General features: G+C 46.2%; 16 protein-coding genes. 7 read left to right on the plus strand and 9 right to left on the minus strand.

What is annotated here, in order from left to right; all coding sequences use genetic code 11:
- The first annotated feature begins 126 nt into the window (after nucleotides 1-126).
- The gene (locus tag RGU72_RS07450) at nucleotides 127-513 is read left to right on the plus strand and encodes a DUF3224 domain-containing protein (protein WP_322119127.1); all 387 of its coding nucleotides are present in this window, start codon (nucleotides 127-129) and stop codon (nucleotides 511-513) included.
- A 121-nt stretch (nucleotides 514-634) separates the two neighbouring features.
- Here RGU72_RS07450 and RGU72_RS07455 read toward each other — a convergent pair whose 3' ends face one another.
- The 6 genes from RGU72_RS07455 to clpB form a co-directional block, all read right to left on the minus strand.
- Nucleotides 635-1,798 carry a pyridoxal phosphate-dependent aminotransferase gene (locus tag RGU72_RS07455; protein ID WP_322119128.1) on the minus strand — a complete coding sequence of 388 codons (1,164 nt, stop codon included), beginning with the start codon at nucleotides 1,796-1,798 and terminating at the stop codon, nucleotides 635-637.
- 141 nt (nucleotides 1,799-1,939) lie between these two features.
- Nucleotides 1,940-2,404, minus strand: coding sequence for a transcription antitermination factor NusB (nusB, locus tag RGU72_RS07460; RefSeq protein ID WP_322119129.1), 465 nt, complete (start codon nucleotides 2,402-2,404; stop codon nucleotides 1,940-1,942).
- Nucleotides 2,405-2,498: 94 nt separating this feature from the next.
- Complete coding sequence (gene ribH, locus RGU72_RS07465) at nucleotides 2,499-2,996, minus strand: 6,7-dimethyl-8-ribityllumazine synthase (protein ID WP_322119130.1); 498 nt, start codon at nucleotides 2,994-2,996, stop codon at nucleotides 2,499-2,501.
- A 95-nt stretch (nucleotides 2,997-3,091) separates the two neighbouring features.
- On the minus strand, nucleotides 3,092-4,201 hold the full coding sequence (ribBA, locus tag RGU72_RS07470) for a bifunctional 3,4-dihydroxy-2-butanone-4-phosphate synthase/GTP cyclohydrolase II (RefSeq protein ID WP_322119131.1): 1,110 nt from the start codon (nucleotides 4,199-4,201) through the stop codon (nucleotides 3,092-3,094).
- A 571-nt stretch (nucleotides 4,202-4,772) separates the two neighbouring features.
- Nucleotides 4,773-8,060: an amidohydrolase family protein gene (locus RGU72_RS07475; protein WP_322119132.1), complete on the minus strand. Its 3,288-nt coding sequence runs from the start codon at nucleotides 8,058-8,060 to the stop codon at nucleotides 4,773-4,775.
- 651 nt (nucleotides 8,061-8,711) lie between these two features.
- Nucleotides 8,712-11,288 carry an ATP-dependent chaperone ClpB gene (gene clpB / locus RGU72_RS07480; protein WP_322119133.1) on the minus strand — a complete coding sequence of 859 codons (2,577 nt, stop codon included), beginning with the start codon at nucleotides 11,286-11,288 and terminating at the stop codon, nucleotides 8,712-8,714.
- A 501-nt stretch (nucleotides 11,289-11,789) separates the two neighbouring features.
- Between clpB and pepF the strand changes: the two genes are divergently transcribed.
- The gene (gene pepF / locus RGU72_RS07485; protein WP_322119134.1) at nucleotides 11,790-13,658 is read left to right on the plus strand and encodes an oligoendopeptidase F; all 1,869 of its coding nucleotides are present in this window, start codon (nucleotides 11,790-11,792) and stop codon (nucleotides 13,656-13,658) included.
- An 89-nt stretch (nucleotides 13,659-13,747) separates the two neighbouring features.
- Here pepF and RGU72_RS07490 read toward each other — a convergent pair whose 3' ends face one another.
- Both RGU72_RS07490 and RGU72_RS07495 read right to left on the minus strand, forming a co-directional pair.
- Nucleotides 13,748-14,443: a hypothetical protein gene (locus RGU72_RS07490; RefSeq protein ID WP_322119135.1), complete on the minus strand. Its 696-nt coding sequence runs from the start codon at nucleotides 14,441-14,443 to the stop codon at nucleotides 13,748-13,750.
- Complete coding sequence (locus tag RGU72_RS07495; RefSeq protein ID WP_322119136.1) at nucleotides 14,436-15,335, minus strand: hypothetical protein; 900 nt, start codon at nucleotides 15,333-15,335, stop codon at nucleotides 14,436-14,438. Before RGU72_RS07495 ends, RGU72_RS07490 begins: the two co-directional genes overlap by 8 nt.
- A 98-nt stretch (nucleotides 15,336-15,433) precedes the next feature.
- Between RGU72_RS07495 and RGU72_RS07500 the strand changes: the two genes are divergently transcribed.
- Complete coding sequence (locus RGU72_RS07500; RefSeq protein WP_322117783.1) at nucleotides 15,434-16,552, plus strand: transposase; 1,119 nt, start codon at nucleotides 15,434-15,436, stop codon at nucleotides 16,550-16,552.
- 630 nt (nucleotides 16,553-17,182) lie between these two features.
- Complete coding sequence (locus tag RGU72_RS07505; RefSeq protein WP_322119137.1) at nucleotides 17,183-17,395, plus strand: hypothetical protein; 213 nt, start codon at nucleotides 17,183-17,185, stop codon at nucleotides 17,393-17,395.
- 427 nt (nucleotides 17,396-17,822) lie between these two features.
- Here RGU72_RS07505 and RGU72_RS07510 read toward each other — a convergent pair whose 3' ends face one another.
- The gene (locus RGU72_RS07510) at nucleotides 17,823-19,784 is read right to left on the minus strand and encodes an erythromycin esterase family protein (protein WP_322119138.1); all 1,962 of its coding nucleotides are present in this window, start codon (nucleotides 19,782-19,784) and stop codon (nucleotides 17,823-17,825) included.
- Between the two features lie 407 nt (nucleotides 19,785-20,191).
- On the opposite strand from RGU72_RS07510, the gene RGU72_RS07515 reads away from it, so the two are divergent.
- From RGU72_RS07515 to RGU72_RS07525, 3 genes are all read left to right on the plus strand, one after another.
- A complete protein-coding gene (locus RGU72_RS07515; RefSeq protein ID WP_322119139.1) occupies nucleotides 20,192-20,902 on the plus strand; it encodes a hypothetical protein in 711 nt (236 codons plus the stop codon).
- A 139-nt stretch (nucleotides 20,903-21,041) separates the two neighbouring features.
- On the plus strand, nucleotides 21,042-21,899 hold the full coding sequence (locus tag RGU72_RS07520) for a substrate-binding periplasmic protein (RefSeq protein ID WP_322119140.1): 858 nt from the start codon (nucleotides 21,042-21,044) through the stop codon (nucleotides 21,897-21,899).
- Between the two features lie 167 nt (nucleotides 21,900-22,066).
- Nucleotides 22,067-22,483 (plus strand): hypothetical protein, encoded by a 417-nt coding sequence (locus RGU72_RS07525; protein WP_322119141.1) that lies wholly within the window; start codon nucleotides 22,067-22,069, stop codon nucleotides 22,481-22,483.
- The last annotated feature ends 36 nt before the right edge of the window (nucleotides 22,484-22,519 follow it).

Consider the following 22,519-nt stretch of genomic DNA (forward strand, 5'->3'; position numbering starts at 1 on the left):
TCATCGTCATCAACGCATTCCAACCAAGACCTGGTGCGGAATTTAGCGCTTTAGCTTTTTAGCTAAAGCACTTGATGACATAGTAAAGACACTATTTGTCTGTTGTTTAACAACATGAGGGAGAATATGCTTGCCGTAGGAACTGTCAAATTGAATGGGATGGATGAAAAATTCAACCAGCACACGGGGATGATGCAATCCAAGGTGAAGCACCACTATGCGGGTGACATCGAAGCTGAGTCTTGTTTTGAATGTCTTAGTTTTTCCGCCAACGCCAATTCCGGAAATTTTGTCGGACTAGAATATCTGACGGGTCGCATCGGCAATCGCCGGGGCGGATTTATTCTGCAACACGTAGGATCAATCAAATCGGGTAAATCTGAAAGCACATTAAATGTGTTAACCGGCTCAGGCACAGGAGAACTGGCTGGCATCAAGGGTTACGGACGTTGTACCTGGAGCGATATTGGTGGTCAGGTTTCTCAGGTTTTACTTGAATATCATTTTGACTAGGCATCAACGCTAAAGTCAATAAACCAAACTAACGATTTCGATGAGAAGTACTCGAAGTGCTACTCGACTTCTTAAGCGATTAACTTCAACTCTGTTGTAAGCCCTATCGTTAGACCGATCTTTAGCCCTGCAAATAGTGCGCGATTCTCTTCACTGCTTCTTTTAAATTATCCATCGAAGTCGCATAAGAAATCCGCACATAACGCTGTGCGCCGGATGGACCAAAATCCAAGCCCGGCACAATCACCACACCTGCCTTTTGCAACAAAGACCGTGTAAATTCGTCCGCGTCGTCTGAGAAGCGCGAACAATCTGCATACACATAAAAAGCGCCGTCTGGCATCACCGGCACATCAAAACCTAAAGCGATCAGCGCAGGCACGATGTAATCGCGACGACGTTTAAACTCCGCTTTACATTCTTCATAAATTGCCAGAGCCTCGGACGAAAAACAGGCAATCGCCGCATATTGCGCGACCGACGAGGGGCAAATGAATAAATTCTGTGCCAATTTTTCGAGCTGAGGCACGATGCGCTCTGGCACCACCAGCCAACCCAAGCGCCAACCCGTCATATTGAAATACTTACTAAAGCTATTGATAATCACCACATCATCATCCAGCGACAACGCAGAAAAAGGCGCAGCGTCATAGGATAAACCTTGGTAAATTTCATCCACAATCGTAAAACCGCCATGACTTTTGACCGTGGCAATAATCTTTGCCAGCTCATCAACAGCAATTGAGGTGCCAGTTGGATTAGAGGGCGATGCGAGTAATACGCCTTTAGTCGCGGCACCCCAATGCTGACCTACCATCTGATCAGATAGCTGAAAACGCTCGGCTGGCCCGCTCTCGACCAATACCGCCTTGCCTTCAAACGCAGCGACAAAATGCCGATTGCACGGGTAACAAGGATCTGGCATCAAAACTTCTGCCCCGGGTTCCACCAATGCAGCGCATGCCAGTAACAATGCAGCCGAAGCACCTGCGGTAACAATGATGCGACTGGCCGGAATCGCCAAACCATAAGTACGTAAATAATGCTGGGCAATCGCCTTACGTAAGGCAGGCACGCCCAGTGCTGAAGTGTATTGCAAACGACCGTCGGCCATCGCTTTGCTGGCAGCATCAATCACTACTTGCGGCGCAGTAAAGTCTGGCTCACCTATTCCCATATGGATAATATGCCGCCCCTGCGCCTCCAGATCTGCCGCCATTTTGGCTAGCTCCATGACATGAAAAGGCGCGATATTATTTAAACGGGTGGCGAGATTGTGGTCCATAGAAGTCTCAATAAGAATCAATTTCAAATCAATTGCGGAGATAATACGGCTAAAAAAAACCGCCTTACTTCAGAGCAGAAATAAGACGGCTTTCGTAAAATTATGTTGATTGCTACTTTCGGGTAAAAACCTGACTCAGATTTACTTCCCTGCGCTGATCTCAGTAGCACGCAATCTGGCAGCTAATTTATCCAAAACGCCATTCACATATTTATGACCATCCAAACCGCCAAACGACTTGGTCAGTTCTACCGCCTCGTTGATGACGACGCGATAAGGGATTTCTATATGGTGCTTTAATTCGTAAGCACCGATCAGCAAGGCAGCATGCTCAATTGGCGACAATTCAGCAATGGTGCGATCAATCAAAGGTGCGATCTCTTCGCGCAATTGGATCGATTGTTTGATTGCGCCATGCAAGAGCGCGTCAAAATGCTCACGGTCCGCTTTGTCAAAGCCATGCGCCTGACGGATATGGGCATCAATCACGCCAGAATCTTCATTGTTCAATAACCATTGATACAATCCTTGCAAAGCGAATTCGCGGGCGCGATGTCTTGGCGAACGGCTTTTACTCGGGTTGGCGTGGATTTGTTTGCTTGTCATATTTTTCTCTTGCAAATGTATTTTGATTGCGCTCTGTTTGATTTTTTACGCAATTTATTTTAACTCTGTACTATGAATATTGGTCACTCAATGATCAAGCATCAAAATCAGCATCGTCAGTAGCTTCTGCCAATTCTTCCAATGCCAGCGTCAGATTGGCCATTTCAACTGCGACGCGGGCAGCATCAGTGCCCTTTTCTACCATGCGCGCTTCTGCTTGTTCGTCGTTTTCAGTCGTCAAAATCGCATTTGCAATCGGAATGCCACTATCCAGGCCAACACGCGTAATCCCTGCGCCAGATTCATTCGACACCAGTTCAAAATGATAAGTCTCACCGCGGATCACTGCACCTAGCGCAATTAAAGCATCAAACTGATGGGTTTCAGTCAATTTAAGCAAAGCCAGCGGTACTTCTAAAGCACCCGGTACGGTGACATGCAAAATATCTTCATCCAAGACACCAAGGCGGGATAATTCGGCCAGGCAAGAAGAGAGCAAACCATTGCCAACTTTTTCGTTAAAGCGCGCTTGCACGATACCAATGCGCACGCCAGCGCCATCCAAATTTGAGTCGTAATGTCCAACGGTCATGATGTTTCCCTTTTGCGCCTTGGCGCTGCAATAAAAAAAGTAAAGAATGGATCTCAACAAGAATAGGTTATTTTCTCCTACTCAAATAATTTTCTTCAAACAGGTTTGTCCAGATAGCCAACTACTTCCAGATCAAAGCCTATCATTGACGGCATTTTTCTTGGATTGGCGAGTAACTTCATACGGCTGACACCGACATCCTTCAATATCTGGGCACCGATACCGTAGGTACGCAAATCCATGCTGGCAGCGCGTCCTTGCGGTTTAGTTTTAGGTGTCGTCAATGCTTTGAATTGATCAAACATCTGCTCGGCTGTTTCTTCGCAATTCAACAATACCAGCACACCGCATGGTGAGGCCTGCACTGCCGCCATTGCGGTGGCGACATTCCAAGAATGCGTAGTGATTTTGCTCTCTAACAGATCAAGAATCGAGACCGGTTGATGCACACGCACCAAGGCGACCTCTTCCGATTTAATGTCGCCATGTACCAAAGCTAAATGGGCAGAGCCACTTGGTTTGTCGCGATAGACGATGGCGTTAAACGTGCCATGCACTGTTTGCATTTCGCGCTCGGCCACACGTTCGACGATACTTTCGTTCTGACTACGATAATGGATCAGGTCAGCAATCGTGCCAATTTTCAAACCATGTTCTTTAGCGAATTCCATCAAGTCCGGCAGACGCGCCATGGTACCGTCGTCTTTCATGATTTCGCAAATGACCGCGGCTGGCGTCAAGCCTGCCAAATCCGCCAGATCGCAACCGGCCTCAGTATGGCCAGCACGCATTAAGACGCCGCCTTTTTGTGCTTTGAGTGGGAAAATATGACCCGGCTGCACTATGTCGTTCGCGGTCATTTTTTTATCAACGGCTACTTGTATTGTACGCGCACGGTCTGCAGCAGAAATCCCCGTAGTCACTCCCTCAGCGGCTTCGATCGAGACTGTAAAATTAGTGCCATAAGCGGTACCGTTACGACTGGACATCATCGCCAGGTTCAACTCATCACAGCGCTCTTCTGTTAGTGTAAGGCAGATTAATCCGCGACCAAATTTGGCCATAAAATTAATCGCCTCTGGCGTCACAAACTCTGCTGCCATCAACAAATCGCCTTCGTTTTCGCGATCTTCTTCATCAACCAAAATGACCATACGACCAGCGCGCAATTCGGCAACAATCTCTAAGGTATTCGACATGTTCATGGGGGGAGTCCTGGAGTTTTTGTGTTGTGCTTCAGTTGGAATTGCGAGTACTTCGTGCGCTTAGACTTAAATACAAGACCGCACAAATAAAAAAAGCCGCTAAAAAGCGGCAATTTTTTCTCAAAACCAGACTGCTTTAGTAGGCCGCATTATACAACTTAGTCAGACTGACGCAAAATCAGGGGCAACTTCGATATACAACGTCTAAACATAGTTAGCGGGGAGTTATATAAAAATCAGACCTGAATGCTGCCTTCCCCAAATGCTCTCGCAAGATTTTAGATAATCTGATTAAAAATCCACTCGCAATATAAATATACTCCCATCAGGTATATTTAAGCCGTCCAAATAACTATTGGAAAATTGACCAATTTTCAAAAAAATAATGGGGAGTATATTAAATTTTACTCTAACTAAGTTCTAACTAAGTCCTAACTAAGTTCTAAATGAGTTCTAAATAAGCCATTACTAAACGTTAACTGGTTCCAAACAAAATTAAAACAAAATGCAGAAATCTGGATTCCACTTTCAGTCTCTGCATTCATGCGATCTACTCATTGATCACAAAGGACTATCCTGGTCCGTCACCATCGCCGTGTCCACGGGTTTCTACCGGGACCGCACCGCCATTTTTACCTTCGAAGAAGAAAGGCTTTCTGGCTTTAGACGTACCACCCACTTCGTTCATCGTGTTGACATCGTACAAACGGCCGTTCAGCATCACATTGGTAATTTTGTCGGAGTTTTGGATGTTCGCCAAAATGTCGCCGTTGATGATAACCAGATCGGCCAGTTTGCCGGTCTCTAATGACCCGACATCTTTTTCCATACCAAGATATTTAGCACCGTTCAGCGTTGCGACACGGATCGCTTCTAGCGGTGTCATGCCACCACGACCGAGTGTCCACATTTCCCAATGGGCGCCCAAACCTTCACGCTGACCGTGTGCACCCAGATTGACCGGGACGCCAGCGCGTTGCAATTCGGTTGCTGTGCGGGCGATGTTGAAGACGTTGTAATCCTCTTCTGGTGCAGTCTCCACCCGCACACTACGTGCTTGCAACACCGTCGCGGGTACATAACGCGACAAAATCGGATGACGCCATACATCCGTGTGTGCATACCAATAATGCTCGCCATCCAGTCCGCCATAACCAACGATCAGGGTTGGTGTGTAGCCCACTTTGGTTTGCGACCATAATTGTTTCACGTCGTCATAGGCATTGGCGACCGGGATTGCATGTTCGATGCCCGTATGCCCATCAACGACCATCGTCATATTATGCTCAAACAGTGAACCACCTTCTGGCACCACCATCATGCCGGTCTCACGCGCCGCTTCCAAAATTTGCTGACGCTGATCGCGACGTGGCTGGTTATAACTCTTGACTGAGATGGCTCCGCCCGCTTTCAGGCGTTTTAAATGCGTGAGTGCGTCATCCAAATTATTGACGATGGCGCTCATGTTGGCCTTTGCACCGTACAAAATCGTCCCGGTAGAAAAAATCCGCGGCCCCACCACTTTGCCCGCCCGTTGCAGTTCGCTCTGGCTAAAAATCTCAGCCGTGTCGTTGGATGGATCATGGATCGTCGTCACACCAAAGGCAAGTGAGGCATAGTTGATCCAGCTTTGCTGTGGAATGATTTCATCCTCACCCATACCGCCGTGCCAATGCACATCGACGATGCCAGGAATAATCGTTTTACCAGCAGCATCGATTTGCATCGCACCAGCCGGGATTGCGACGTCTGCGGCCTTACCAATGGCGACGATGCGATTATCTATAATCACAATGCGTCCATTCTCGATGACTTCATCCCCGCGCATGGTCACAATACGCGCACCAGAAATTACCTTGGTGCCGACGGGCTTATTCGCGGCTTCCTGGAAACCAATTTTCAACCCCGCCTCGGTTGGTTTAGCGACTTCTTTAGGAGAACCCGGCAAAAACGTGAACGCATTTTTTAATTCGCTACTAAACAGTTCATCACCCAGCGAGAAAAAAATCTTGCTGCTATCGCCCGACCAATGCGTATAGTCACCCGCATTAACATCAAGCTGCTTGACGGGCAACGCATCCATTTTTGGCCCTACGGTCACAGGCTTACCCGCGATCGGCAGCGGTGTGACATAGGTATGGAAGCGCTCGGTAAATGCCAGCCAGTTGCCGTCTGGCGACAAGGCAAAGTCACTCACAAATTCGCCTTTAGCCACGGCTTGCTCTTCCCCTTTGTTTAAATCAATGCGGACAAGCGATGTCGTCCAATCTACTTCACCGGCGCGTTTCATGCGGGACACATACAACTGATCATTATCTTTGCCAAACTGTGGCGCGCTGCCCTCATCAGTGACTAAGCGCGGAGTCGCTTTACCATCCGCACTCGTCACAAAAATACCGGTATCCAAACCAAACCAGGGTGTCGTCAAATAACCGCCATGCATTTTTTCAAAAGCGATTTGTTTGCCATCGGGAGAAAATTGAGGATTCACATATTTACCAGGACTCTTGGTGATAATCGTTTCTGAGCCGCCACGCACATCAATGGTACGCACCGATCCCAGTTTTTCATCATCCCAGGTGGTGAATACGATGCTGCGACCATCACGAGAAAATCGTGGGAAAAATTCAAAATGGTCTTGTTGTTTGGTCAAACGCTGCGGCGTGCCATTTGGCAAATCGCGTACATACAATTGCCCTAAAGCCGAGTACACCACTTTATTACCTTGTGGCGAAACATTCACCCAGCGCAGTTGATGCACATCAAATTTATCTGGCGCGACGGGCGTTTCAAAACGGACGGCAGCACGGATTTCTCTGGTGTCTTTGACGTGAAAAGCGATTTCTTTTGCGGTATGCGCAAATGGATCAACACGCCAAATTTTACCTTTGGCCCACAGCACCATTTGTTTGCTGCCCGGCAGCCAACTCATCGACGGATACACGCCATGCACAGCCCAGGTTTCTTGCATATCGCGCTCTAGGTCACTCCATGCAACTTTCTCTTCACCGGTCTCTAAGTCTTTCAAAAATAAAGTACTTTGGTTGCGCACGCGACGCACAAACGCCAAGTATTTACCATCAGGCGAAGGCGTTGGACGTACCGCACCACCAGCGCCGCTGACAAACGCTTTGGTCTTACCGTCTTTTAAATCTTTACGGAAAATCTGATAAATCTGGGCATTCCCATTTTTATTGTATTCAAATGAATTCCCCGGTGTCGTGTCCTGGGAGTAGTAAACATAACGACCATCAGGAGAAAAAGCAGGCTCGCCCAAATCTTTTTGCCAATTTGGTTTCTCATTCAATTGCACACCCGCGCCACCGCCAATGGAGTACAACCAAATCTCGCCAGACCCCAATGAACGCGTACCAGTAAAGTGCTTACGGGCAGCAATATACTGACCATTCGGATGCCAGACAGGATTATTCAATAAGCGGAAATCTTCTTTGGTCAAGGCGTGTGCGTTGCTGCCATCCACATCCATCACCCAAATATTGTCGCCACCACCGGCATCTGACATGTAGGTTAATTGCTTACCATCTGGCGAAAAGCGCGCCTGCATTTCCCACGCGATGCTATGTGTCAGTGCTTTAGCCTCGCCACCTTCAACTGGCATCAAATACAAATCGCCCAGCAAATCAAACACAATTTGCTTACCGTCAGGGCTGACGTCAACACTCATCCAGGTACCGGTTTTGGTATCGACAGCCACCGTGCTCGCCACACCTGGCGGCGCATTCACGTCCCATTTTTTCTTGGCATCAGCGGCGTCTTTGGGGGTTTCTGCACTGATGGCGACGGTACTACACAAGCTGAGTAGTAAGGCGCACCAATGTGCTTTTGTGATGAATTGCATCTTGTCTCCAGTGGGTATTGAATCAGCAGGATCAGCGTTAGGAAAATTTGGATAAATTAAACCAACAGCACGGCGATTAAACTCAGCGATTGCTTAGCGATTGAATTACGCTGCTGATATTGTAAAAGAACATTGCCAGATTGAATTAAGTTGTCTGATTTAATTATGTGTTACTTGATTATGTATCAGCACAATCTCGCATGTTGATCGCTATTAAATGGATGCCCAAAGGAGTTAAGGCGTCATTCCCGCATGGTTTTAGCCGAAATCCAGCGACGTTTGTTGCGCCGCACGTCTGAATTGATAGCGACAATACTATTTATCAGGCTAACGACACGGGATACCGTTTAAAAACATGCCAGAATGGCATGAAAAATCCATCATCCATAAAAATCTGCCCACATTCAAACTATATGCCAACAAGAAATCAATATACTCCCCATTATTTATAAAAAAATTACCCTATCGTCCAGACTTTATATGGACAATTAAAATATACTTACCAGGTGTATATAAAAATTTAAACTAGCGAGTAGACGTACTGCAGATCAAAAACAAATCCAATCTAAAGAGATCGGTCAACAACCCTTACTGCATTGCGCAGTAAGGGCTCGGGGCTCACTTCACCTAACTTCGATTACTTCACTTACTTTAGTTAAACACCAACACCCCATTATCAACATCAACCTTAATCACATCCTTAGGTCCAAACTTACCTTGCAACAGTAACTTGGATAATGGATTTTCGATCTCTTGCTGAATCGCGCGTTTGAGTGGTCGTGCGCCGTACACCGGGTCGAAACCTGCTTCTGCGATTTTCTGCAATGCCGCTTCGCTGATGTGCAAACCCATATCCATTTGTGTCAGACGTTTTTCTAAATCATGTAACTGGATCTTAGCGATGGCGCCGATGTTTTTGGCGTCAAGCGCGTGGAATACGACGATATCGTCAATCCGGTTAATAAACTCTGGGCGGAAATGCATTTTTACTTCGCCCATGACCGCCATTTTTATCACTGCCGGATCACTGCCTTCCATTGCCTGAATCTGATGCGAGCCAAGGTTGGACGTCATCACGATGACCGTATTTTTAAAATCCACCGTGCGACCTTGCCCATCGGTCAGACGACCGTCATCCAGCACTTGCAGAAGCACATTAAAGACATCCTGGTGCGCTTTCTCTACCTCGTCTAACAGAATAACGCTATACGGCTTGCGACGCACTGCCTCGGTCAGATAACCGCCCTCTTCATAACCTACATAGCCAGGAGGCGCGCCGATTAAACGCGAGACAGAATGCTTCTCCATAAATTCGCTCATGTCGATACGGATCAGAGAATCTTCTGTATCAAACATAAAGCCTGCGAGGGCTTTGCAAAGCTCGGTTTTACCAACGCCCGTTGGGCCCAAAAATAAGAAAGAACCGTAAGGCCGGTTGGGGTCACCCAAGCCAGCGCGGGAGCGGCGGATGGCATCAGATACCGCGCCAATAGCCTCGTCCTGCCCGACCACGCGCTTATGCAAAACCTCTTCCATTTGCAGCAACTTCTCGCGCTCGCCTTGCATCATGCGCGAGACTGGGATACCGGTCGCACGCGAGACAATCTCGGCAATTTCTTCCGCACCGACTTGGGTGCGCAGCAACTTGTGCTTGCCTTGATTGCCCGCCTGAGTTGCGTCTGCTTGCTTCAGCTGCGCCTCTAGTTCTGGCATACGGCCATACTGCAACTCGGACATGGTTTGCCAGTCACCGCGACGTTTGGCATCTTCCATTTGCAGTCGGATTTTTTCTATCTCTTCTTTGATATGGGTGCTGCCTTGGACAGTAGCTTTTTCTGACTTCCAGATTTCTTCCAGATCGGCGTATTCCAGCGAGAGTTTGGCGATTTCTTCTTCGATTAACACCATCCGTTTTTTAGAACCTTCGTCTTTCTCACGCTTGACTGCCTCGCGCTCGATTTTAAGTTGGATCAGACGACGATCCAGCTTATCCATGACCTCCGGTTTAGAATCAATTTCAATCTTGATTTTAGCCGCTGCCTCATCAATCAAATCAATCGCTTTATCGGGTAAAAACCGATCAGTAATATACCGGTGCGACAATTCTGCCGCTGCGATAATCGCAGGGTCAGTGATGTCTACACCGTGATGAACTTCGTACTTTTCTTGCAGTCCACGCAGGATGGCAATGGTTGCCTCGACGCTAGGTTCATCGACGATAATTTTTTGGAAGCGGCGTTCCAGCGCTGCATCTTTCTCTATATATTTGCGATATTCGTCCAGCGTCGTGGCTCCGACGCAATGTAATTCGCCGCGTGCCAATGCAGGTTTAAGCATATTACCGGCATCCATAGCGCCCTCTGCCTTACCCGCGCCGACCATGGTGTGCAACTCGTCAATAAAGACGATGGTCTGGCCTTCATCCATGGCGATTTCTTTGAGCACCGCTTTGAGACGTTCTTCAAACTCACCGCGGAATTTAGCGCCTGCAAGCAAGGCCGCCATGTCTAGCGACAACACCCGTTTAGACTTCAGGCTGTCAGGCACTTCACCATTGACGATCCTTTGCGCCAGACCTTCCACAATGGCGGTCTTACCAACGCCAGGTTCACCGATCAATACCGGATTATTTTTACTGCGACGTTGCAAAATCTGAATAGCACGACGAATCTCGTCATCCCGACCGATCACAGGATCAAGCTTGCCCAGACGGGCGCGCTCGGTCAGATCGAGCGTATATTTTTTTAAGGCTTCGCGCTGACCTTCGGCCTCTTGCGAATTGACCGTACCGCCGCCACGTACTGCGGCAATTGCGGCCTCTAAGGATTTACGAGTCAGACCGTTTTCACGCGCCAGCTTGCCGGCTTCTGATTTGTCATCAGATAAAGCCAGCAAGACCATTTCACTGGCAAGGAATTCATCACCCCGCTTCTGAGCCTCTTTATCCGCCAGATTAAGCAAGCCCATCAGCTCGCGGCCAATTTGTACTTGCCCGTCGGTACCAGACACCTTAGCTAAACGATCCAAGGCGCTTTTTAACGCATTAGTCAACGCTGGCACATTGACGCCAGAGCGCTGCAACAGCGAACGGCTACCGCCATCATCCTGATTGATCAGTGCCAGCAGCACATGCACTGGCTCAATATATTGGTTGTCATTACCCACCGCCTGACTTTGCGCGTCAGAGATGGCTTCTTGCAATTTGGTAGTAAGTTTGTCGAGTCGCACTGGATGCTCCTTAAGTAATCTCAGGACTTGTGCAAAATTGTTCTAGCAAGACGTCGCGACGAAGACAGTGCTTTTCAGTACGGCGAGGCACTACAACGTAGCTGGGAGGTTTTGCGTCAGTCCTGTAATCCGATGAATTTAACCTTACATAAATCAGGGCTTTAAATCACAATTCAAGGACCTACGCAGCAACTAACCATAAAAAATCTACTAGCGACATCCAAACCACATACTCGCCAGCAAGAAAAAATATTTTCAACAAAGTATCACTCAGGCATCATTCTCAGACAAAATAACGCTGCCGCAAGTTAATTCAGATGTATTTAGGACTTATGCAAAATTGTCCGAGCAAGTCGTAGTGACGACAGTACGGTTGTACGGCTAGTCGCTGCTTCAAAGCTGGGGCGGTTTTGCGTAAGTCCTGAATTTGATCTGTCTTGCCTTCTCAGTCTTACCGCCAACTACTTCTCTCATCTCAACGAAAAAGTCGAACTCAACAACATGAAAAAATCACTGCAACGCAGCATTCTCTCCCTCGCTATCGCCTTCACCCTACCCGCCTTCGTCCATGCGGAGACCGAAGCAGATCGCTGGAATCTGAAGGACCTTTATGCCACCAGCGCCGATTGGGATAAAGATGCCGCCAAGCTTGATGCACAGTTAAAAGAATTTGCGGCTTGCAAGGGACAGATCGGCAGCTCCGTCAAACGCTTTAAGACTTGCATGGACTTGTATCAGGATTTGCAAAAACATGTCACGCGTCTCGCCAACTATGCCTCTTTTTTGCATGATCAAAATACCGGCGACAGTGCAGGCCTGGACATCAATCAGCGTGCCGAAATTTTGTTGAGCAAGGTCGATGATGCCAGCTCGTTTTTACGTCCAGAAGTTCTGCACATCGGTGCTAAAAAAATCCAAGGCTTCCTCAAACAAGATCGTTCACTCAGCATCTACGCCCACCCGATGGATGACATCCTGCGCACGGCAAGTCATACGCTGGACGATAAAGGAGAAAGTATCGTTGCCACATTCGGCATGATCGCGAACACGGCGGAAGCAGTACACGGCACCTTATCCAACGCCGATACCCAATGGCCAAAAATCAGCGTCGACGGCAAAGAAGTCACGCTCGATCAATCTGCTTATACCAAATACCGCACCAGCAGCGACCGTGCTGTGCGCAAACAAGTGTTTGATCAATATTGGGCAACTTGGAAATCATACGAACAGACCTACGGCGTCACTTTTTATGAAATGCTGAAAAAAGACGCCGTCTACGCCAAGGTCCGCAACTACCCCGACTCACTCGCACAAGCGCTAGATGCCAACAAATTGCCGCGCGGTGTGTATGACATGCTGATTGAGCAAACCCACGCCAATCTGCCAACGCTGCATCGCTACTTCAAACTCCGTAGCAAACTGATGGGCATCCCCGATCTGCATTACTACGACATCTATCCACCGATGATCGCAGAGCAAAATAAAGAAGCGCTCAAGTTCCCCATCGATAAAAGTGTAGAACTCATGCTCGCCGCGGTAAAACCGCTGGGCGATGATTATGTAAAAGCACTCACCAAAGCCACCACCGAACGCTGGATGGACGTCTACCCGCGAGCGAAAAAACGTTCTGGCGCCTACATGCAAGGCACGTCTTACGACGTCCACCCTTACCTGCTGCTGAATCACAATGATGATTTTGAATCCGCCTCCACCCTCGCGCACGAATGGGGTCATGGCATGCACTCGTATCTGGCGAATAAGACTCAACCTTTCATCACCTCCGACTACCCGATTTTCACCGCAGAAATCGCCTCCACTACCAATCAGGTTCTGCTGCAAGATAACATGCTTAAAATCGCCAAGACTGATGCAGAACGCCTAGCGTACTTAGGCTCAGAGCTGGAAGGCATACGCGGCACATTCTTCCGGCAAGCCATGTTCGCCGACTTCGAGCGTACCGTGCATGCCAAGGTCGATCAAGGCGAATCCTTAACTGGCGAAGCCCTGACCAAAATCTATGGCGACATCCTCAAAACCTACCACGGCGATCAAGAGAACATCCTCAAAATCGACGACCAGTACGCCATCGAATGGGCCGCCATCCCGCATTTTTATAATCGCTTTTATGTATTCCAATACGCCACCTCCATCGCCGCCGGCACCATGTTCGCCGACGAAATCCTCAAAGGCAAACCCGGCGCACGCGACAACTACCTCAACATCCTCAAAGCAGGCGGATCGCAATATCCGTACGAGTTAGTCAAAGCAGCGGGCGTCGACCTCGCCACGCCAACGCCCTACAAAGCGATTGTGGCGCGCATGAATAGCATCATGGATCAGATCGAGGCGATTGTTGCGAAGAGGAAGTAGTTTAATTTTTTACGGTTTTTCTTTACATTAGAAAGAAGCTTTATCGATTTTGACAACGCTTCTTTCTAGTTATTCTGAAATTAAATTTGCTACTCAGTATCAATAAAGAAAGCCACTTCACCGCTCGCGCTACTCAAGAAAATTTGAAGCGGAATTATCCTAGAAATTGCATATCGCACAGAATTTCTATGTAAAGTTAACCAGATCACTAAACTAAATATAGCGACTATAAAATCGCTAAGTGAAAAATTTATTTTTCCCAAATCATTGTAGTTGAGCGCTATTAAAAAAATTGACCCGAAAAATACGCAGCTAAAAATAGAGCACATCAATTCAGCAAGCATTCTTTTAGCAAGATATTTTTTTACTCGCTTATCTAATTCGACGCTTACCGATTTTTGAACTGCAGCTTTTTCTTCAAGCGAAAGCCCATCGACGGCAATTCGCGCAGCCGCCTCCCAACTAGTTATTTTGTCTGAGACTTTACTTACAGCAAAAGAAAACTTTAAACCCCGCTTAAGAATGAAGGTATTAAGCATAGCAAGAATAAAAGCGCCTCCAATCGTTAATATACCTACACTCCAAAACAATCCTCCCTTTACGCCGATCAGGTCCTCAATCCCTAAATGGCTAAAAACTTTGAGAGGAGAAACAGCTTTTTTGTTTAAAATCTGATCAAATGTAACCGCCATGAAAAAAATAAATACTAGCTGACTAACAGGCATAACATTTAAAATTAATTCGAGGCACTGTTCTTTAACTTTATCAATTGTTTTGTCACTCATTATTGAAAATTTCTAAAAATTGAATGTCTCCTGCAACAAGGTCAAAAGAAGAATATTCGATAATTGGACATGCAATTATCTTGAATTCATTTCCATTTAAATATGGTATCAAGCTCGAAAAATCCTCTTCGCTTTGAATAAAAATGACAACATCTTTATCATTTTTCACATTTATAAATTTCCCTTTAAAGTTTGTTTTTTGGTTGTGACCTCGATCTAATTGTCGCAGGTGTCCTTGATATACGACAGGACTTCCGAGCTGTCGAGTTCCGATCACTTTTTTAAATGCCAGAGCAGTCGTTTGATCAAATTCAAATGTCTCAGCAACGTCATTATCGCTAGGTTTAAGTACCAACTTCAAAATTGCATCCGCGTCCTTTCTTACGGGAGACAACATTTGATCAATCTCTTTATTAATAGATTTGTCGCCATAAGTTCGTGTCAACAACGCACTTGGGGCTTTTAAGAAATCATCAAAACTTTGCGGGTGTAAGATTTTATTTTTTAAAGCACCCTTATTTGCCGCGATCTGATGACTAATTGTATAAATTTGTTGGTCACCGCCAGCAGCGGCTTGGATGTATGGATCTTTTATTGCTTCACGCAAACGGCGAATAATGTCTTGTCCGCGAGTTGACAAAAACTCGATGACATAACTACCCTCTTTAGGGTCACCAACGATAAAGTCAGCCTCGCTGTATTGCGAGTAATGTAATCTCTGATGCTTTGATACTCCACCGTAACGAATATCGAGAAAAGCTCTGTCTGTAGCTGCCTGTATGGACAGCAACGCTCTAGATAAAACTCTTAGTGAAACTTGATGTCCGTCTTGTACCAGAGAGCCATCTAACGTTAATTGAATTAAAGCTGAGGTTCTTGCAAAACGAAACACCGGAGAGTAATTTTATTGCGAGAAGCGCAAAATAGATGAGAAAGGAGCGGCCATTTCTGGCAAGATGAAAGTGACTAAACAACCATCTGCGCTCCGCTATGAATCCTACACAACGCCTGCTGATAATGCAACGCTGGAATTTACTGCAACACGATTTGCTACCGGAGATAAAACAGCAATGCGGGTCACTGACGCCGAAGCTGGAAAAATTGATTCATGTACTAGACTGGGTGCGCATCGAAGAATTTGTGTCGGACCAATGGCAAGGGATAGGACGCAAACCGCATGACCGTGGTGCATTGGCCAGCGCCTTCATCGCCAAAGCTGTGTTGGGGCTCAATACAACAGCGGCCTTAATAGAACGATTGACGATGGATCGCAGTTTAAAACGGCTGTGCGGCTTTGAGATGTGGAAAGAAGTTCCGAATGAAGCCACTTTTTCGCGCGCCTTTGGCGAATTTGCCCAAGCCAAATTAGCGGAGAAAGTGCACGAAGCGCTGATCAAGAGTTATTTAGGCGACAGCCTCATTGGACACATCAGCCGTGACGGCACGGCGATTGCGGCGCGCGAGAAGCCGAAGAAACACATGAAAGTTGTTTCCGTAGAAAAGGCCCAAAAGCAGCGCCGTGGACGGCCAAAGAAAGGCGAGATAAGGCCGCCAAAGGAAGAGAAAGTGACCAAGATAGGCTGGCAGTTGACGCAAACTTTACCGAGCATCGTCAATGCTTTACCCAAAGAGTGTGACCGCGGCACTAAATGCAATGCGCAAGGTTATAAAGTGAGTTGGAACGGCTACAAGCTGCATATCGACACCGCTGACTGCGGCGTTGCCATCAGTGCGCTATTGACCAGCGCCTCGGTGCACGATAGTCAAACGGCGGTGCCGTTAGCAACGATGACGGCCGCACGAGTAACGAATTTGTACGATTTGATGGATGCAGCGTATTGCAGTGAAGAGTTAAGGGCACACAGCAAAAGTCTTGGCCACGTGCCATTAATTGATCACAACGCACGCGGCGGGGAGAAGAAACCGTTCGCCCCGCATGAACAACAGCGTTATAAAGAACGCACGCAAGCTGAACGTACCAATGGCAGGCTGAAAGACGAATTTGGTGGCACGACAGTACGGGTGCGTGGTAGCGAAAAAGTGATGTCGCATTTGATGTTTGGTTTATTGGTATTGACCGCAGATCAGTTGATGCGTTTATTTACGTAACAGCTTTGCTTTTAAAGAGTCGAAAAAAACAACGTTTCCCAACGTTCATAGGGGCAGTGATGGTCACATAGGGATTGACACGCCATAAAACGATAATCCGGCACAAATTCATGTCACATGTGCCGCTTCAAACAAGAAAACCAATCGCAACAGTGGCCACACCCATGCTCGACTTTACTGGTTTGGGTATTTTGCAAGAAGCTCAGCTGACATTTAATTTATCTCTTAGTTTGCATTATGGCAAATTAACACGACAAGTAATGAATCGATAATCTTAAATCTAGATTGTTGCTTTTTATTCAAAAACCTTATTACCTCGTCTATCGACACACGCCATCATTCATTTTTTAGCGTGCTTACTTTTCGCTTATTTACTAACAGATAAATAACGACAGATTGTCAGTGCAATACATGATGTAATTTCATTAAACATTTTCAATCTAGAAACAAGTATTCTGTTGTGCGCAGCAATGACGCCACTCCATTTACGAATAAAGATTATTACGTATAGTTTGCGTAAGTGCGGTGCGTATGGCGCGCTCTACGCCCTACCAAATCACCAAAATAACTTGTTGTAATTTAGCTCGCCTACCTTGTCTTCCATATTCACATCATCATGTCTAGGACATGATGAAACAAAAATTGCATTGGAAGAGGCCGCTGTTTTACCTCGTATTACCAATATTGATCGTGATGGTTTTTCTTGGCTTCCCTCTGCCGATTGCCCCGCCGCCTGCGACCAAAGCGCGGCAGGAGCAATCTACTCCTGCGACGAATAAAAAAAAGCGTATTCATTTTTGGTTACGTCAACGTGACGACAGCGACGACAAACAAGAATCCTGACGGGGTATATTTTTAATTTTTGCTCGGTCTTTTATGCAGTACGCCTTGCCTACAGTTGCTTGTTCGCGATATCAATTATTGCGACCTTGTTCGTATGACAGGTGTGCATGGCGCACCCTACCAGGTGTTTTTTTCCGTTCCTGCCTGACGATATACTCTCACCATGTATATTTTTATTGTCCAATTATTACTTGGACAATCAGGCATATTTATAAATATTTTAGGGGAGTATATTGATTTTCTGTATATTCGTGATCAATCGTGACGAAATCAGCCAGCTATGCGGTGGCTGATTCTGTTGGCGTAAAATAACTCATTACATCAAATCAGCTATTGGCCGTATTAAATTGAGATTTGAAAAATATACGGCCAATTATTTTTAAATCATCGGTTCAATCGTTTTTCCTATTTGTCTGATCCTCTTCGCCTATTTCATATAGAACGAAGGCGTTACGCTATCAATATAAATGACCGCATCGTAGGCTTTGTTAGGAATAATTTTTTCTGGATTGCCACCCCAAAATCTGGCGTTGACGGGAGTAGACATCCAGCTATGCGCGGTATCTGCTTTGGCTTGTGAGAAGTCAACAAAATTCATTTTAAGAGCGCCATTGGCCAGTATGCTTTCTAAGCTGTCTACGGGTGGTGATGGGATTTCTGAATAGGTTTCTTGGGCATAGCTGCCGAGTACGCCTCGCCCCATATACAGTCCTATGGTGTACATCTCTTTTCGGCGTTTTTCTGCCATCCAGACGCCCATGGTTTTAGGGCTTTCTTTGCTTACCCAGTTATTAACGACGTGGGTGTTATGTGCCCATACGATGAACTTCTTTTGCGGATAAACCTTATCCAGTAAAAAATTCAAATTGTCTGCCATGGCCTGATCGCGGATTTCCATATTTTTTTTATTTGAAGTTACGTATGCAAGTTGATTGCACAACGCGACTCTTGATCTGGCTTCCTGTATTGTCATATCCACTTCTGCCAGTGTGTTGGCATCGTTTGCCAAGAGTTTTGTCCGCCCTCTATTGAGTTCGTCTGCAATCGCGCTGTAGTGCATTGCTAACTGGCTAGCCGACATGGTGGCTTGCTGGGTGTTGTATAGAAGATTGAGCTCCTGCTCTAGATGATCTATTTGTCTGGCGAACTTCGTCTCGGTAGTAAGTTCAGAATGATCTTCAAGCAGGTTCAACATCGTTTTAAATCTGGCTGAAATAATGGCGCTAGATTTCCAGCCTGAGTTTTGAATATCAAAACCCGCGAGTTGAAGAGGATGATTTTCTGTGCGGCTTTGTTTTAGGTATTCAAACAGACCGAGTGTCTCTTTCGTTCCTATGGTGCCGAACTGACTGGTGGTCATGGCGTCAACCGCAGACATGCTAGCAATATTGGCGTTGATTGCATGACTGGTCGTCATCGATGCTTCCATAGCGATCACATCAAAACCCATCTCTTGGTGTAAAAATTTAATCAGCCTGATTTTCATCCAATTGAATTCGGCAACACCATGTGCGCTCTCACCAAGTTGCACAATGCGCTTATCTTTTAGCAGCGGCTTGAGGAACTGTAGATCGCTAAAATCATCACTAAACAAAGAGCGTAGGCCGTGCGAACTTTGCCTTATGCCCATTTGCCATTCCGGCGTTGTTTGTGACCTTCTTTGTGACCTTATTTGTGAACTTATTTCTGGCATAAGGCTCTCTGGCAAAACCATGCTTTGCTCGTCCACTAATTGCATGGATTTTTGTGGTGGTGCTGGTCGGCGTACGTCTGCGACATCGGCTATCTTGATGCTTTCATCGATCTCTAGTTTTAGGTCATCAAACCAGGCTGTGCCGGTGCCTGAAAGTCCGATACCAACATAGATGACTGCCGCGTTACCCGGCACGGGGACTTGAATCTCAAAGCGTTGCCAGTCGTTCGTACCTGTCGGGCCTTGTTCGCCAAGTATGGCGTTAGCAAAGACCTTTTGAGCTTGACCATTGACTTGAAATATCAGCACCGCACGCCCATTACGAAGGTCTTTGGTCTTGATCCAGCCAGACAAATGTAAGGGGTGGCCGTCTGCCCTGCTCGCATCTAGTGTTTGGGCGACGACGGTCATGATTGCTGTTTGCGTCTGCGGGTTGCTCTCTAATTTGAGTGAGCATTTTCCCTCTTTGGCGATCTGGCAATCGGCACTGACAGTGTGGGTTTGTACCATCAGGTTCCAAGAAGTGGGTAGGTTTTGCCCAGCCTGCCATTCTTCAAAACCCAGATTGGCGGCGTTGAGCGCACCTGCACTGGCAATCGATGGGCTGCACAAGGCGATGGTGATGCTGACATAGAGGATAGGTTTATGGAAACAAGCAAATAAATGTCGGAAGAAACCGCGTAACATTGAAGACATCTGCAATCTTGTTTAGGTTGAAGTAAGCAATCTATCTGAGGAAGAAAAGTTCAAGCTTGTAATTATAAATGCGGCATACAGATGCGATAGAAACAACTTTTCTCGATTAATTTACAGTCTGCACCTCAATCAGCTCTAAACAAATCAAGTTGTTACAGCGAGTTACACTGAAGTTTTCAAAGTGACATTGCAATAGCTTGCGTTGTCGTAGAGAATGAAATTCGTGGTTTTAGGAAACTAGGGCTGCAATATTAACCAGCAATATTAACTGGCAAGACGAATTTAAAAACATTGGAGTTATCATCTGCTATTGTTTTTTGTGCTGTTTTTTGCCATCGCTCTTGCCAAGGTTTTCGATGATCTGGCAAATTAAATCAATTCTGTAGTACGTCAATTTTGGAGCATGTATGTCAATTTCATCAGTAGGGACTAACAGCTATCAAGGCGTAAGCAGTTTGACATCCACTTTAGCTAATGCTGGGACTACTTTATCTACTGTAAATAATGCCGATGTTAATACCATCAATTCGACAGCCGCTGCATCAGGTAATACAAGTCAAACTGCTGCAACATCTGCTAACGGTTTTAACAGCAGTAGTCTGGCAGCAGCTTTGCAATTGTCGCTATCGCAGTTTAATGCAGGCTCTAGTATCAGTGCTTTGTTTGGTTCTTCAGACAGTTCTCAGCAATCGTCTTCTGATTTTTTGAGTAACTTATTGGGATCGTTGCCTGGCTTGTCTTCGTCCACGACGTCGTCATCGAGTTCTCTGACAGATTTGCTGAACGGGTCAAATGGATCTGGTAGTTCCGCTAGCCAAACGCCTGCAGTCGTGCAGTTGGATTCAACGAGTGCAACATTTAAATTACAAACCAGCATCCAAAACTTGATTACGCAACTTGATAACGGCAGCAGCGCTAGCAGTAGCGGCGATTTGTTTGGTGCCAGCGGCTCTGGCAGTTCATCGTCGTTACAGAGCTTGCAACAATCATTTAATGACCTGATCACATCTAGTGGCGGCAACCCCAGCCAAACGTCTTTGCAGAGCTTTCTTAAAGTTGTAGCAGCCAATGTCCAGGGCAGTGCCTCTATTGGTAGCTTGTTTGATGCCAGTGCCTGATGAGTGTATTCATATAGCGGCTCTAGCTCCTGTCCCTGAGTAGCATCAACCAATAGCCAATAACTCCAATCAGCTTAAAATTTGTTTTCTGGTCAAATACAGCTAGACAAAACCTCATCTGGCGAAATTCTGGTTAAAAATGTTACTCACCATTATCGGACGCATCTCCAAATCAAGAAATAAAAATCCCACCTCCACCGTCCGGAATTCTTTTGTATTTATTTGCGGTATCCTTGCCTTGTTATCGGCACCCTCTGATATCTCAGCTTGTGAAAAAACGGTGCGCTGGGATGACGATAAACCTTATTCATCAAAGAATGCAGGCGGTGTCGTCGTCGGTTATTACGTAGATATAGTGAAAACTGCACTAGAAAGAATGGGTTGTACGGCCAAGTTTGTTGAGCTCCCATGGGCGCGTGCCTTGGCGGAACTAGAAGCTGGAAGATTAGATGTCTTGCCAGGCGCTTTGAAAACGGAACAACGCGACCGCTTTGCGCTTTTTTCAAGGGTGATTAACCGCTCGCCTAATGTCTTGTTTGTTGCGAAGTCTTCGCTAAAGAAATATCCATTAAAGAATCTTGAGGACATCATCAAAACTGACTTCAAACTAGGAACGCAGGTTGATGTCTCTTATAGTCCGCAATTTGATGTGCTGTCAAAAAACCCGGCATTTTTAACGCATCTAAATCCAATTTATAACCGCACTAATGGCTGGAAAATGTTGCATGTCGGTCGTATCAATGGCGTCATCGCCGATGAAGTGACTGGCCTGATCGAGTTACAACAATTACATTTGAGTACCGAGATCGTTAGAAGCGCGGTCATCGTTTCTGACGATCCAGCGATGATCGCCTTTAGCAATAAGACGATTGATGCTGCTTTTGTCAGTCGCTTCAATACAGCGCTGGAAAGCATGATTGCCGATGGCCAGTATGTTCAAATTAGAAATCGCTATATCCCCTGTAAAACGTCGGTGCAAACGCTTGGGTGTAAGTAAAACAAATTCATGTCTTAATTAATGCAGTTTGCTCATCTCAAATAAAGTTTTTACGGAGAATTTTAATGTCAGCTTACAAAAATCAAAGCTTGTCTGGAAATCTGGATAAATTGCTTCAATGGACCGGAATACCCAGACTCGCTGAACGCGGCGTTCGACGCCGCAATATGCGTTTTTTACCATTAATAGTTATTTTATCGGGATCCATTTCCTTAGCAATGATTTTGCTTTTTCCCGAAAAATATTGGTTTGCCTATGCAGGTCTGATGATGAGTTTTTCGGTAGCGAATTTTCTACCTGTCTATGGGCCGGTTAAACAAGCACTCAACCCAGCCGATGCACTTAATGAGCATGATTTAATGATACGGCGGAATGCGTATTTCGCTACGTTTGCAACGATCAGCGCCGTCGCATTTTTAGGTATTTGGATGTTAGTCGGACTGACTGTATTAAGAGATTGGTCAGGCGCGACATTGATGCGATCTATGATTGCTATTAGTTTTTATTTGATGTTGCTTCTAACAGCAATACCTACTTTATACGCAAGTTGGGCGGCATCTGCATCGCAAAAAATTGATGCCTGACCCCACTTCCCAAAGCGCATGTCAGACTTAAAAAAC

It is taken from the genome of Undibacterium sp. 5I1 (assembly GCF_034314085.1).
Lineage (GTDB): Bacteria > Pseudomonadota > Gammaproteobacteria > Burkholderiales > Burkholderiaceae_D > Undibacterium.